Source organism: Burkholderia sp. BCC0506 (genome assembly GCF_902833145.1).
GTDB lineage: Bacteria > Pseudomonadota > Gammaproteobacteria > Burkholderiales > Burkholderiaceae > Burkholderia.
This window is the reverse complement of sequence record NZ_CADFEN010000001.1, coordinates 312,054-325,894: the sequence shown is the minus strand read 5'-3', so window position 1 is coordinate 325,894 and position 13,841 is coordinate 312,054. Positions and strand designations below refer to the sequence as shown.

Annotated in this window: 10 protein-coding genes; 7 read left to right on the top strand and 3 right to left on the bottom strand. The window is 65.0% G+C overall.

Annotated features, from left to right (window positions below; all coding sequences use genetic code 11):
- Window positions 1-2: 2 nt before the first annotated feature.
- The 4 genes from HWX62_RS01345 (at window position 3) to HWX62_RS01330 (ending at window position 3,918) form a co-directional block, all read left to right on the top strand.
- Window positions 3-461 carry a MaoC family dehydratase gene (locus HWX62_RS01345; protein ID WP_175930861.1) on the top strand — a complete coding sequence of 153 codons (459 nt, stop codon included), beginning with the start codon at window positions 3-5 and terminating at the stop codon, window positions 459-461.
- Window positions 461-1,684, top strand: coding sequence for a CoA transferase (locus tag HWX62_RS01340; RefSeq protein WP_175930796.1), 1,224 nt, complete (start codon window positions 461-463; stop codon window positions 1,682-1,684). The genes HWX62_RS01345 and HWX62_RS01340 overlap by 1 nt, the downstream gene beginning before the upstream one ends.
- Window positions 1,681-2,514: a shikimate dehydrogenase gene (aroE, locus tag HWX62_RS01335; protein ID WP_175930797.1), complete on the top strand. Its 834-nt coding sequence runs from the start codon at window positions 1,681-1,683 to the stop codon at window positions 2,512-2,514. Before HWX62_RS01340 ends, aroE begins: the two co-directional genes overlap by 4 nt.
- A gap of 171 nt (window positions 2,515-2,685) precedes the next feature.
- Entirely contained in the window at window positions 2,686-3,918 is a 1,233-nt protein-coding gene (locus HWX62_RS01330) for an MFS transporter (protein WP_175930798.1), read from the top strand.
- 580 nt (window positions 3,919-4,498) lie between these two features.
- Here HWX62_RS01330 and HWX62_RS01325 read toward each other — a convergent pair.
- The 3 genes from HWX62_RS01325 to HWX62_RS01315 form a co-directional block, all read right to left on the bottom strand.
- Window positions 4,499-6,817: a hypothetical protein gene (locus HWX62_RS01325; protein ID WP_175930799.1), complete on the bottom strand. Its 2,319-nt coding sequence runs from the start codon at window positions 6,815-6,817 to the stop codon at window positions 4,499-4,501.
- Window positions 6,818-7,384: 567 nt separating this feature from the next.
- On the bottom strand, window positions 7,385-8,335 hold the full coding sequence (locus tag HWX62_RS01320) for an NAD(P)-dependent oxidoreductase (protein ID WP_279610456.1): 951 nt from the start codon (window positions 8,333-8,335) through the stop codon (window positions 7,385-7,387).
- A gap of 10 nt (window positions 8,336-8,345) precedes the next feature.
- Window positions 8,346-9,674, bottom strand: coding sequence for an MFS transporter (locus HWX62_RS01315; protein ID WP_175930801.1), 1,329 nt, complete (start codon window positions 9,672-9,674; stop codon window positions 8,346-8,348).
- A gap of 389 nt (window positions 9,675-10,063) precedes the next feature.
- Between HWX62_RS01315 and HWX62_RS01310 the strand changes: the two genes are divergently transcribed.
- The 3 genes from HWX62_RS01310 (at window position 10,064) to HWX62_RS01300 (ending at window position 13,841) form a co-directional block, all read left to right on the top strand.
- Window positions 10,064-10,984: a LysR family transcriptional regulator gene (locus tag HWX62_RS01310; RefSeq protein WP_175930802.1), complete on the top strand. Its 921-nt coding sequence runs from the start codon at window positions 10,064-10,066 to the stop codon at window positions 10,982-10,984.
- A 301-nt stretch (window positions 10,985-11,285) separates the two neighbouring features.
- Window positions 11,286-12,389 (top strand): tartrate dehydrogenase, encoded by a 1,104-nt coding sequence (locus HWX62_RS01305; protein ID WP_175930803.1) that lies wholly within the window; start codon window positions 11,286-11,288, stop codon window positions 12,387-12,389.
- Between the two features lie 3 nt (window positions 12,390-12,392).
- Complete coding sequence (locus HWX62_RS01300) at window positions 12,393-13,841, top strand: aldehyde dehydrogenase family protein (RefSeq protein WP_175930804.1); 1,449 nt, start codon at window positions 12,393-12,395, stop codon at window positions 13,839-13,841.

The window sequence follows — 13,841 nt, the reverse complement described above, 5'->3', positions numbered from 1 at the left end:
CCATGACGATCGTCGAGAAATACTGGGACGACGCCCGCGAAGGCGACACGTGCACGAGCCCGAGCTACGTCGTGACCAAGGAGCGCATTCTCGCGTATGCCGACCTCACCGGCGACCATACGCCCGTTCACGTGGACGAGGAATACGCGAACGCCAGCCACTTCGGCTGCCTCGTCGCGCACGGATTGTTCGGCCTGTCCGTTGCCGACGGCCTGAAAACCCAGAGCGACTATCGCTTCCTGCCGGGCATGTCGCTCGGCTGGACCTGGGATTTTCTGTTGCCGATCAAGGTCGGCGACGTGCTGCACGTGACGTTCCGCGTCGGTTCGATGCGCGCCAGCAAGAGCCGTCCGGACTGGGGCATCGTCGTGCTGCCGTCGGAGCTGATCAATCAGGACGGGCAGGTCGTTCAACGCGGCGAACATCGTCTGATGGTGCCGCGCCGTCCGGAGGCACTGTGATGCAGGCTCGTCCCCTCGAAGGCATTCGCGTCGTCGACTACAGCCATTTCCTCGCCGGCCCGTATGTCGGGCGCTGTCTCGCGGCGCTCGGCGCGGAAGTGATCAAGGTCGAGCGTCCCGGCGCCGGCGACGCCGGACGCCAGCACGCGACCGTGCTCGACGACCAGCAAAGCGGCTATTTCCTGCAGCTCAACATGGGCAAGCGCGGCGTGAGCGTGAACATGAAGGACGCGCGCGGCAAGGCGTTCATGCAGCGGCTGTGCGACTCCGCCGACGTCTTCATCGAGAACTATCGGCCCGGCGCGCTGGACAAGCTCGGGCTCGGCTATGCCGAACTGTCGGCGCGCAATCCGGGCCTCGTCTACTGCTCGATTTCGGCGTACGGCCACACCGGTCCCGATGCGCATCGCGCGGGCTTCGGGCTGATCGCCGAAGCGAAGAGCGGGATCATGCAGATGGTCGGCACGCCCGGCGAGCGCCCGCCGCTGCTGCGCATTTCGCTCGGCGACATGTACACCGGCATTCATGCGGTCGCGGCCATCAACGCCGCGTTGCTGGGGCGCGTGAAGAGCGGCCGCGGGCAACACGTCGACATGGCGCTGTACGACACGCTGGTGTCGATGCACGAATACGCGGTGCAGTGCTACACGCTCAAGGGCGTGCTGCCCGAACAGACCGGCCACGACATGCCCACCTCGACACTCTACGGCGTGTTCCGTGCCGCGGACGGCGATCTCGTGATCGCCGCGCAGGTCGACGACGCGTGGAAGCGCTTCGCCGAGCTGATCGCGACGCACGGTGGCCCGGCCGGTTTCGGCGCGGACACACGGTTTCACGACAGCACCGGGCGCAACGCGCACCGCGCGGAGATTCTGTCGGTGGTCGAGCCGTGGGTGGCCGCGCGTTCCGTCGCGTCGGTACTGGATCTGCTGGACGGCATCGACGTGCCCTGCGCGAAGGTGCAGCGCATCGACGAGGTATTGAACGATCCGCAGATCCAGGCCCGGGGCATGGTCGTCGAGCAGCAGCATCCGCGCTACGGGACGCTGCGCCTGCCCAACCTGCCGTTCCGGTTTTCCGATTGCGATACGACGATTCGCGACGTCGCGCCCGATCTCGGCCAGCACAACGCGGAAGTCGCGCGCTCCCTCGGGTTCGATGCGGCCGAAATCGACGCGATGCAGGCCGACGGCGTCCTCTATTCGAAAGCGAGCCAATCATGACCGACCAGTACGCGGTGATCGGCAATCCGATCGGACACACGAAATCCCCGCTAATTCACGGCCTCTTCGCGCAGGCGACGAAGCAGGACCTCCGCTATACGGCGATCGAGGGTCCGCTCGAACCGGCAGGCGCCTTTGCTGCCGCGGTGCGTGCGTTTTTCGACGACGGCGGCAAGGGCATCAACGTGACCGCGCCGTTCAAGCTCGACGCGTTCGCGATGTCGGACGAACGCAGCGAGCGGGCGCAGCTCGCGGGCGCGGCCAACGCGCTCAAGTTCGACGGCGGCCGCATCCTGGCGGACAACTTCGACGGAATCGGGCTGGTTCGCGACATCGAAGCGAACCTCAACCTTCCGATGGCCGGCAAGCGTGTGCTGGTGCTCGGGGCGGGCGGCGCGGCGCGCGGCGCGCTGCTGCCGTTCCTCGAAGCCGGCCCGGCGGAACTCGTGATCGCGAATCGCGACGTCGACAAGGCGCGCGCGCTGGCCGCACAGGTCGCCGGGCGCGGCCCGCTCGTGGCCGGCAGCTACGCGGATCTCGCGCGGATGGGACGCTTCGACCTGGTCGTCAATGCAACGTCGGCCAGCCTGACCGGCGACCTGCCGCCGGTCCCGCCGAGCGTGTTCAGTCCGAAGGGAACCGCCTACGAACTCGCGTATGGCAAGCGTCTCACGCCCTTTCTCCGGCTCGCGAAAAACGCCGGCGTGCACGGGATCGCCGACGGCGTCGGCATGCTCGTCGAGCAGGCGGCCGAGGCGTTCGCATGGTGGCGCGGCGTGCGCCCCGAGACCAGTTCGGTGATCGACCGGCTGGCCGTGCCGTTCGACTGAACACGCGATGGATCGGCATACGGGCGCGTCCGATGCGCCGCGGCGTCGATCACAGCCGGGTCAGCAGGCGCGACCGGGTAGACGCGGCGCATCCGTACGAACGCGCTGCGTCGAGCGACCTTGCATTGCCGCTGTCTTCACCCCACGCCCGATACCGTGCCGAACACCGTCATGCCGGACACCACGCGCCCCGCTCGCCTGAACTTCGCGCTCATGTTGCCGCTGCTGCTGGCGGCCCAGCCGGTGGCGACCGACAGTTACCTGCCGGCGCTGCCTGAAATCGCCGCGACGCTGGGCTCCGCCAGCGTCAGCCTCACCGTTTTCGCACTGATATTCGGTATCGGACAATTGCCGATGGGCAGTCTGTCCGACCGAATCGGCCGTCGTCCCGTCTTGCTGACCGGCCTGGCGCTCTATGCGCTGAGCGCATTGGCAGCGGCGCTCGCTTCAACTGCCGCGATGCTGGTGGCCGCGCGTGCGATGCAGGGCTTTGCCATGGCCGCGATCCTGGTCTGCGCACGTGCGACGGTACGCGACCGGTACTCGGCGGGCGATGGCCCGTACGTGATGGCGCGCGGTTTCATGGGAATGGGGATGATGGCGTTCCTCGCGCCGATTCTCGGTGCGTATGTCACGCAGCACGCCGGCTGGCGATGGGTACTCGCGGGGATGAGCCTCTATGCGTTCGGCTTGCTCGTCATGTGCTGGTACGGCTTCGAGGAAAGCGTCGCCAGTATCGCGCCGCGCCGGAACTCGACCGCGGACGTGCGCGAGATATTCGGCAATGCCCCGTTCAGGATATGGACGCTGCTGGCCGCGTCGACGTACACCGGCATGTTCTGTTTTCTGCTGCTTTCTCCGACGATCTACATCCGCAATCTCGGCATCTCGCCCCAGCGATACGGCTGGATACCGGCGAGCGGTACGCTCGTCTATGTCCTGAGTACCTTTGGCTGCCGGCAGTTGCTGCGACGTCAAAGCATGCTGCGAACGGTGCGCCAGGGCGCGACGTTGAGCCTTTCCGGTGCGGTGATCCAGGCATTGGGCTGTGCGCTGCTTCCCGGCAGCATCTGGCCGCTGCTCGTCGGACATGGCGTGTATTGCCTCGGGCACGGGATTCATCAGCCATGCGGGCAGGCAGGCGCGGTCAGCGGCTTGCCTCATCTGGCCGGCCGCGCGGTATCGTGGTCCGGCTTCGTCATGATGTTCTTCGCGTTCGGCGTGGGGCAGACGGCGGCGGTTTTCACCGAGCCGCGCTATCAAGCGGGCGCATGGCCGATGGTGGTGCCGATGCTCGTCGTCGGCGTCACGCTGGTCACGATCGCGTTTGCGTGGTTGCCGAAGATCGGTGGCGCGACGTTGGGCGCGGCGACGGTTACGGCATCGGCGACGGATGTTCGGTGAGTTGTGGCGGGAAATCGGTGGGAGAACGCGGCATGGGTGTTCAGCGCGTTTCTTGTAGCCGCCGCAAAATGGATTAGCCGGACCTGATACTCGGCAAGAATGCTGCGATCATGGAAGTACCCATCTGGTGAAGCAGCAGCACCCGCTCCCTATTCGACGGGTGTAGTACGCAAACCTGCGCGCACCTATGCTCGCGGCCTTTCGGATCGTCAGCTGTCGACTGCGGGTTGAATCCGCAACCCACAAGAGACGTAGAACCCGGCGCTATCTGTGCGACCGTGTTGAGCGGTACAACGATCATCCCTCTATCTGCAGCGGCCACCACATCCCTAGCCGACTGAGTAACTGCGAAAGCGGCGCCATCCACGGGGCACTCGCTTAGTCGCATGCGATCGTTCGGTAAAACCCAAAATGCCTGCGTGAGCGGCTCGGAGCGAGCAGAGCCGCCCCATTCTTGCTTCAGTTGACGGTCGCCCGCCAAAGCCGCGCAAGCTCATGAGCGGGCCCCCCAGGCGTGTCCGGAGGCGGCCTTAATTCGGGCTCGTCATCGCGCGACGACGAGCCCTGGATTCCGCGATGGCTACTCTTCGAGCAAACACGCATTCAATTGCTCCAATATCGACCAGCAAGGAATTGGCATCTTCACGACCTGGGTTGCATCGCCGCCCCGTTTCACCCACGAACTGGTGACAACCCGCGACGCCTTGCGATCGATACTGTAGTCGGCCGTGTAGATATTGCCCAGCATGGCCACAAGCAGCGTCCCGTCCGCACACGGGTATAAATTGGCGACCTCGGGGCGATTGAACTGCGTGTCGAAATCGTGATGAATCCACGACGGACGCGCGATCTTGCCTCTTCGGCATTTGAGCATCGAGGCATGCGTCGCGCACGCGATGCCTCCCTTTCCGAATAGCCACACATAGTGAGCATCGACCTCGATCGCGTTGTAGCTCTTCCAGCCTTCTGGACCTTCAACGGTGGACGCCTCACTCTCTTCCGTCACGTACAACTGATTTTTGTTGCGAATCCCGCCATACGTGAGCACCGAGTTCGGTTTGGGCTGGTTGTCGCCGGTCAAGGCATCGCCGTCCGGGTCATCCGATAAAGCACTCGCGGGAGCATACACGGAGCGAATTTCCGCCAGGTTGGCCAGACCATGCCGGACGTTCACCCGGGTGGCCTTCCCGTCTTTCCCGATCGTGTAGTAATTCACATAGCGCGCATCGTTCATCCTGTTCTCGATCGCAAGTGAAACGAGCGTCTTGGGGTGCGTGCTGCCTTCAACACCGAATGTGCCATCGTTGAACGCAAGTCCGCTGACGTCGAGGTACGTCTCCGGGTTCCTCCCATCCCGGAGATCGTCGCCGATCACGGGGCCGGTGTCGGACAGGTTGCCACTAACAGAATCGAGAAGAAAGTGCGAAACACGGGACGGACCTTTTTCTGTCGCCAGAAGTTCATATTTGGGGGTGAACGAGTCAATCTGGGCCTTGGGAGTGTGGATGGAGAGGCTACCAAGCCAACCGGTGTTACTCTTATAGTCCCACGCGAAAGGGGCGGCTCTGCCATTACCCCGGGCGACATACAGTCCAAGACCGGTCCCGCGACGTCCGACGCGCAGGTAGAGTCCACGCTCACGCGCAACAGGCCGTACGGCTGTCAGGATCTTGAGCATTTCCCTTTTATCCCCTTCCCACGAAATGGGAAGTGCTTTCACGAGTGCCCCAAGATAAAGCACGGCTTCATGGCACCGACGCCGAACCCCCTTGGAAAGAGGGCTTGTCGTGTTCTCCTCTCGGGTAGCGGCCAACACCGCCTCCAGTTTTTCTCGACTGATCATGCAACTGAGCATCGTGTTTGCTGTCAGCAATTCGATATAAGTCTGGCACCACAGGCCGAGGACTTCAGGCCATCCTTCCTTGCTCTGATTCGACGGCTTCTGGAGATATGCCGCCACTTTCCAGTTCAAGAAAACCGGGGAATCGAGTTTCGCCTGATCCCTCCCAAGTCCCCAATCGAGCGCGATCAACTCCGTCATGAAAGCGTCCGCTTCGGTCTCGTTCGTGAGGGGCATGCCCAGAATTTCGTCGATGCTTCTTTTCACGATCTTCTGACGCCGGTACTGATATGTGCCGGCCGACAGCGACTTTTCGTCATATTTCGTTGCCAGCGTCAAACTCGTATCGCTGTCGATCTTCTCGATCTGGTAGGGTTTTGTCGGCGCGTCGGAATCGAATGTGAGCCACTGACCGACCTCGGCGGTCGTGCTGAACTTCGTACCGGTTCCGACGACATTTGCTGAACCTTTTGTGAGGGAAACCGTACCGGGGAGCGCGACTGCCGCCATCCACGTCTTCTCACCCGAGCATTTCCAACGCAACGACGATGCGTAGCTGCTGATGCTGTGGCCGAAACCCTTGATCGAGTCGATCTCCTCGTCGGTCTTGAGCTGATCCAGCATCTTCTGGATCTTGCTTTCAAGCGAGGGCTGCTGCGGCGCGAAAAAACTGAGAATCTGCGCCACAACCGAGAGCAGTGCGCCGATCAATACACCGACGGGCCCGCTCGTTGCCGTCGCTGCGGTCAAAATCGGGAGTACGCTCGCGCAGATGCTCATCATCGACGCGGAGGCCGAGATATAGTCGCCCTTCTTGAACGCCTTGTCGGCTGCGTAAATGCCATTCACGAGAGCCGGGAGGTTCTTTGCGATGGAGTCGCTGAGGTCTTTGTAGCGAGCGGAGGTTTTTCCCTTTTCCACTGCCAACTCATATTGCGTTTGGATTCGCTCGATACGGCTTTGCAAATTCGACTTGTCGACAGGGTCCATGCCAACCAGTTTTAAGTCCAAGAGCAAATCGATTTGCGCTTTAATTTGTTTCTCTGCAGGCGTAGGCATGATTGGGTCCCCCGGCTTGAATGTTGGATGCAACAGTGGTGTTTCTGCTCATGGATCTCGGTCAGGCAGCGGCATGATTCGCCGCATATGCATGATATGCCGAGAATCTTTTCGGAAAATAGTGAGCAATCCCTGTAAGCGGAGTCGCCGTTCTGCCGCGACTGGCAACGCTGGCTTCCGAGCCAGGCGTGTCAGTCGCACGCTTGACGATGGAACACGGCCTGAACGCGAAATTGCTATTCAAATTCGGGGTCACCCGATGTTCTGAGCCATCGCAGCGCGTGCTCTGACGTGGACCGCAAAATGGCTGACGAGTGGCCGCTCCCAAATGACATCTTGCCTTTCGAATGGCTCACTACCAGCCACGGTCGATATCCGGAAGTGGCCGGAAACCACCATCCACCACCCGGCGCCGCACGGCCGACAACTTCGGACCGAGGGTATGCAGCTCGGCATTCGGCGGTGTGACCGGTCAGTCGATTTCTGTGGGCGGCGGGATCATCATGCGCTGAGCGTGCTGCCCCTCTCGACGTCGATCCTGCCCCGCACGCGCGACCGCCCGCCCCATCAACGCGCCGTACCCTCGTCCCGCGTAGCCCCCACCATCAGTACATCCGACAACTTCAGCACCGGACAATGCGCCCCCGCGCCCGCAACGGCGTCGCGGTACGTCTCCGTGACAGCCGCCGCGATCGCATGAGCCGCGTCGACGCCTTCGGCCATCGCCGAGTAGTACGACAGGTCCTTCAGCGCATTCGCCATATGGAACGGCAGCGCGGACGTGTCGCCCGTCTCCAGGAACGGACGCAGCCGGTTCAGCGCGGCGCCGCCGCCACCGCCGTTGGCGAGCACGTCGGCGAGCACCGCGACGTCCACGCCCGAGCGCTTCGCGCACGCGACGGCTTCCGACAGCAGCGCGATGGTCCCGAGCGAAACATAGTTGTGCAGCAGCTTCATGCTGTGGCCCGCCCCGACATCGCCGACGCGCGTGATGTTTTCCGCGAAGCATGCGAGCACCGGCCCGATCTCCGCGAACAACTCCGGCGTCGCACCGACCAGCAGGTTCAGCCGGCCCTCGTGCGCCTCCCTGGCGCCGCGCGTCATCGGCGCGTCGACGAAGCGCCCCCCTGCCGCTTCGACGAGCCGCGCCATTCTGACGGTCGACTCGGGAACGGCAGTCGAACAATCGACGACGATCGCGTTGTCCTTCAACCCGGCCAACACGCCGTCTTCACCGGTGAGCACCGCCTCCACTTCGGGGGACCCCGTCACGCAGAGAATGACGACGTCCGCTTGCGCGGCCAGTTCGCGCGCGGTCCGCACGGTCCGTACGCCGCCGCGCAGCAGTTCGTCGAGCGGCTGGTTGCCCGGATGCTCGACGACCGTGAGCGGATAGCCGTGCTTCAGCACGTTGCGCGCAATCCCATGCCCCATCAACCCCACGCCGATCAGGCCAATCTGCTGTTTCATGTCGTTCCCGTCAAAAGATGGCGCCGCGGCGCAGCGTCCGCGGCGAATTGGACTTTCGTTACCGCTCCACCAGCCGCGCCGGCAGCAGCATCGTGAGGACGAGACCCAGCAACAGGCACCCGACCATCACGAACAGCGGCGTGGCGAGACTGCCGGACGCCTGCTTCAGGTAGCCGACCGCATAGGGCCCGAAGAAGCCGCCGAGGTTGCCGAACGAGCTGATCACCGCGATGCCCATCGATACCGACGCGGCGCCGAGCGCCGCGGTCGGCATGCTCCAGAACAGCGGCGGAAACGAGATGAGCCCCGCGTTCGCGATGCAAAGGGCGAACATGCCGAGCCACAGCTGATCGTGCCAGACGACCGACAGCCCGAGCCCGGTCGCGCCCATCAGCAACAGCGCGGCGACGTGCAGCCGCTGCCGGCCGCGCCGGTCCGCGCTGCGTCCGAACAGGACCATCACGACCACGGCCACCGCATTCGGCAGCGCGGCGAGCAAGCCGATGACGAAATCGCTGCCGATGCCCATCTGCTTGATCATCGTCGGCGCCCAGAATGTATAGCCGTAAATCGCGAACACGTCGAGAAAGTAGATCACGCAGCACGCCCATACGAGCCAGTTCGAGAACAGACCGCGGTGATGAACCGACTCGGTCGCCGCCCGGTCTTCCGCCAGCACGCGCGCCAGGATCGCGCGCTCCGCGGGCGAGAAGCGCTCGCTGCGCGTGACGTCGTCGTCGAGGCCCTTCCATACGTAGAAAGCGGCCAGGAATGCCGGCAGCGCCTCGAGGATGAAGATCCATTTCCAGCCCGGTATCTGCATCGCTCCGTCGAAATACTGCAGGATGAAGCCGGTCAACGGCGATCCGATCAACCCGGCCAGCGCGAGCGCCGCATAGAACATCGACAGGATCCGCGCGCGCCGCCGCCCCGGGAACGAGCGGGCCATGTAGAGCACGATGGCCGGGATGAAGCCGGCCTCGGCGACGCCGAGCAGAAAGCGCATCACGTAGAACTGCATCGGCGTGGACACGAACGCCGTCAATCCCGACACGACACCCCACGACACGACGATCCGGGTGATCCAGCGGCGCGGCCCGACGCGCACCAGCAGCATGTTGCTCGGCACCTCGAAGATCACGTAACCGAGAAAGAATATCCCGGCACCGAACCCGAACACCGCGTCGGAGAACCCCAGGTGCTGGCTCATCTGCAGTTTGGCGAAGCTGACGTTCACGCGATCGATGTACGACGTGACGTACGCGAACATCAGGATGGGCAGGATCTGCACGGCGAGCCGACGAAAGATCCGGTCCTCCTGTGCAAGGTCGTGCGCCGATGCCGGGGCGGCGAGCTCGCCCGGGTTGCAGGTCGCGTCGATTTCCACGTTTGTCTCCGAAAGTTCATGGATGGCCCGCGCGCGGATGCTTTGCGTCGTCGCGCGCGCAGTCGCTGTTGAGATAGGTGTGTGCGACAGGGACGGTTCGAATCTACCGGCTGCCCCGCCCACCCGATATGCGAAATCCTTCAAGCGGCACTTCGAATATCTCGAACGCAGGCGCCGGCCGGCCATCGTACGGTGCAATGCACCAAGCCACCGGAAAACGCACGCCAGCCGCCGCTCGCTCGCACGAAACGGGCCGGCGCGGCGTGAAGGCCGCGTCGCGGTGTGCGGCGCACCATTCGCGGCCCGTCAGGGTTAGCACCACTTTGCCCGACACCATGGAGCGCGCCGATGAATGACATACTTGCCGCAGTTTCAACCGGAGCCCGCGCTTGTTCGATCTCACGTCCCTCGCCCTGTTCGTCCGTGCCTCCGAGCTGGGCAGCCTGTCGCGCGCCGCGCAACAGTCCCACATGTCGCTCTCCACCGCAAGCCGCCGGATCGCGCTGCTCGAGCATCATTTTCGCGTGGTGCTGCTGAACCGCACGGTGGCCGGCGTCGAGCTCACGCCCGCCGGCGAAGCGCTGTTGCGCCACGCGACCGACCTGCTGCTGCGCACCGATGCGATCTACAGCGAGCTGTCCGACTATACGAAAGGCGCGGTCGGCCGCGTCCGCGTGTTCGCGAACATCTCGGCGATCAGCCAGGATCTTCCCGATCAGTTGCGCACCTTTTCGCAACGCTATCGCGACATCAAGCTGCAGATCAGCGAGCTGAGAAGTTCCGACATCCTGCAGGCGCTGCGCGAAGGCCGCGCGGACGTCGGCATCGTCACGTCGCGCGCGGCGCCCGAGGGCATCCACCTCGCCCCTTACTGCATCGACCGGGCCAGCGTGGTCGTGCCCGACGACTACCCGCTCACCGGCGATTCGATCGACTTCAGCGCGTTGCTCGACCACGATCTGGTCGCGCTCGACGACCGCTCGGAACTCACGCGTTCGCTCGTCCGGGAAGCGGCGCTGCTCGGCAAGTCGGTCCGCTTCCGCGTGCAGGTGCAGAGCTTCGAAGCCATGTGCCGGCTGATCGCGGCAGGGCAAGGCATCGGCATCCTGCCCGAGCGCGCGGTCGCGCTGTTTCGCGAACCGATGCGCCTGCGCTTCATTCGCCTCGACGCGCCGTGGGCCGACCGCGTCATGTCGGTCGGTATCCGCGCGGGTGCGGTCCCGCTGCCGACGCGCAAGCTGTTCGAGTTCCTCGCGTCGTTCGCGCCGCCGTCGCTCGTCTCCGGTGAAGCCGGGCAATCGAACGGCTGACTGCGCGGCCACGCGTTCCGCGCGCACCGGCGTGTTGCAGATTTTCGAAGGTCCCGTTCACGGATCCGCACTTCCTTTCGGCGCTTGCGACGCAGTAGATTCGACGGACAGATTCAACAGTCCGCCGGTTACCGCAACGGAAGAGACACGGGAGACATGCCGACGCAATCCGGGGTGACCGGACGCGGCGTCGCGTATCGAAGGCCGCCGCCGCAGTGCGATGCGCTCCGGCTCGCGCCCCCGCCCCGTGTCTGCCTCTCCCGTGCGGGACGCCAGCTTCGTCTTGGAGGCTTCCCGCAACATGAAGAACCCGCACCGCATCGCGGTCATCGCCGGCGACGGCATCGGCAAGGAAGTGATGCCCGAAGGCCTGCGCGTGCTGCGCGCGGCCGCCGACCGCTTCGACATTCCGCTGGCGTTCGACGAGTTCGGCGACTGGTGTACCGATCACTACGTTCGCCACGGCACGATGATGCCGGCCGACTGGGCGCGGCAGATTGGCGCGCACGACGCCATTTTCTTCGGGGCGGTCGGCGCGCCCGACATCGTGCCGGACCACGTCGCCGTGTGGGAATCGCTGATCAGGATCCGGCGCGAGTTCGATCAATACGTGAACCTGCGCCCGGTCCGCCTGATGCCGGGCGTGCCCGCGCCGCTCGCGGGGCGCCAGCCGGGCGACATCGACTTCATCGTCGTGCGCGAGAACACCGAAGGCGAGTATTCGTCGGTGGGCGGCCGGATGTTTACCGGGACCGACCGCGAGATCGCCGTGCAGCAGTCGGTTTTCTCGCGCGTCGGCGTCGACCGCGTGCTCAGGTTCGCGTTCGAACTCGCCCGCTCGCGCCCGCGCAAGCAGCTGACGGCGGCGACGAAATCCAACGGCATCTCGATCACGATGCCGTTCTGGGACGAGCGCCTCGCGGAGATCGCCCGCTCGTTCCCGGACATCGAAACGCGCAAATATCACATCGACATACTGTGCGCGCACTTCGTCCAGAACCCTGATCGCTTCGACGTCGTCGTCGCGTCGAACCTGTTCGGCGACATCCTGTCCGACCTCGGCCCGGCCTGTACCGGCACGATCGGGATCGCGCCGTCGGCGAACCTGAACCCGGAGCGACGCTTCCCGTCGCTGTTCGAGCCGGTGCACGGCTCGGCGCCCGACATCGCCGGGCGCGGCATCGCAAATCCGATCGGCCAGATCTGGTCGGCCGCGTTGCTGCTTCAACACCTCGGCCGCGGCGAATCGCGCTACGAAGCCGCGGCCGCAGAAATCGTCGCCGCGATCGAGGCCGTGCTCGTCACCGGCCCGCGCACCCGCGACATGGGCGGCACGGCCGGCACCGAAGAACTGGGCGCGGCGATAGCCCACACCGTCGCGAATAACGCATCGATCGAGGAATGACCCATGCAATTTGATCACTACATCGACAATGCCCGCGTCGCGCCGAACACCGGCGCGCGGATCGACGTCGTCGACCCGAGCACCGGCGAACCGTTCGCGACGATCGCGCGCGGCGATGCGACGGACGTGCAGCGCGCCGTTTCCGCGGCCCGGCGCGCGATGGGCGATACGCTCGACGGCCCGTGGGCGAAGCTGTCGCCGGTCGAGCGCGGCAACCTGCTGTTCGCGTACGCGGCGGCCGTCACGCAGCATGCGGACGAACTCGCGCAGCTCGAAGCGCGCGACACGGGCAAGGCGCTGAACACCGCCCGTACCGACGCAGCGGTGCTCGCGCGCTACCTGCAGTACTACGCCGGATGCGTCGACAAGCTGCACGGCGACACGCTGCCCTACACGGCCGGCTTCACGGTATTGACGGTGCGCGAACCGATCGGCGTGACCGGCCACATCATTCCGTGGAATTACCCGATGCAGATCTACGGCCGCTCGGTCGGTGCGTCGCTCGCCGCCGGCAATGCGTGCGTGGTCAAGCCCGCGGAAGATGCGAGCCTGTCCATTCTGCGGCTGGCCGAACTCGCGGCGGAGGTCGGCTTGCCGGCCGGCACCGTCAACGTGGTCACCGGCTTGGGCGGCGAAGCCGGCGCGGCACTGTCGGCCCATCCCGGCATTCGTCACATCTCGTTTACCGGCTCGACCGGAACGGGCGCGCGGGTCGGCCGTGCGGCCGCCGAGCGTCACTGCCCCGCGGTGCTCGAGCTGGGCGGCAAGTCGCCGCAATTGCTGTTCGACGATGCCGACCTCGACCAGGCGCTGCCCGTGATCGTCAACGCGATCGTGCAGAACGCGGGGCAAACCTGCTCGGCCGGCAGCCGCCTGCTCGTCCAGCGCACCGTCTACGAGCGCGTGCTCGATCGTCTCGCCCAACATTTCGAGCGGCTGCGTTCGGGGCCGCCGTCGATGAATCTGGAGATGGGGCCGCTCGTCAACGCCCAGCAGCATGCGCGGGTCCGCGCCATCGTCGAGCGCGCGCAGGCCGACGGCATTCGCGTAGCGGCGCGCGGCACCATCGCGGCCGGCGCATCGGGTGCGGGCTACTACCAGGAAGCGGTGCTGTTCCGCGACGTGCCGCCCGACAGCGAACTCGCGCAGGAAGAGGTATTCGGCCCGGTGCTCGCGGCCATGCCGTTCGACGACGAAGACGCGGCGGTCGCACTCGCGAACGGCACGCAATATGGCCTCGTCGCGGGCGTCTGGACGCGGGACGGCGCCCGCGCGCTGCGGCTCGCGCGCAAGCTGCAGGCCGGACAGGTCTTCATCAACAACTACGGCGCCGGCGGCGGCGTGGAACTGCCGTTCGGCGGCGTGAAGGCAAGCGGATATGGCCGCGAGAAAGGCTTTGAGGCGTTGCTCGGCTTTACCGCGCTGAAGACCATCGCGATCAGGCACGATTGA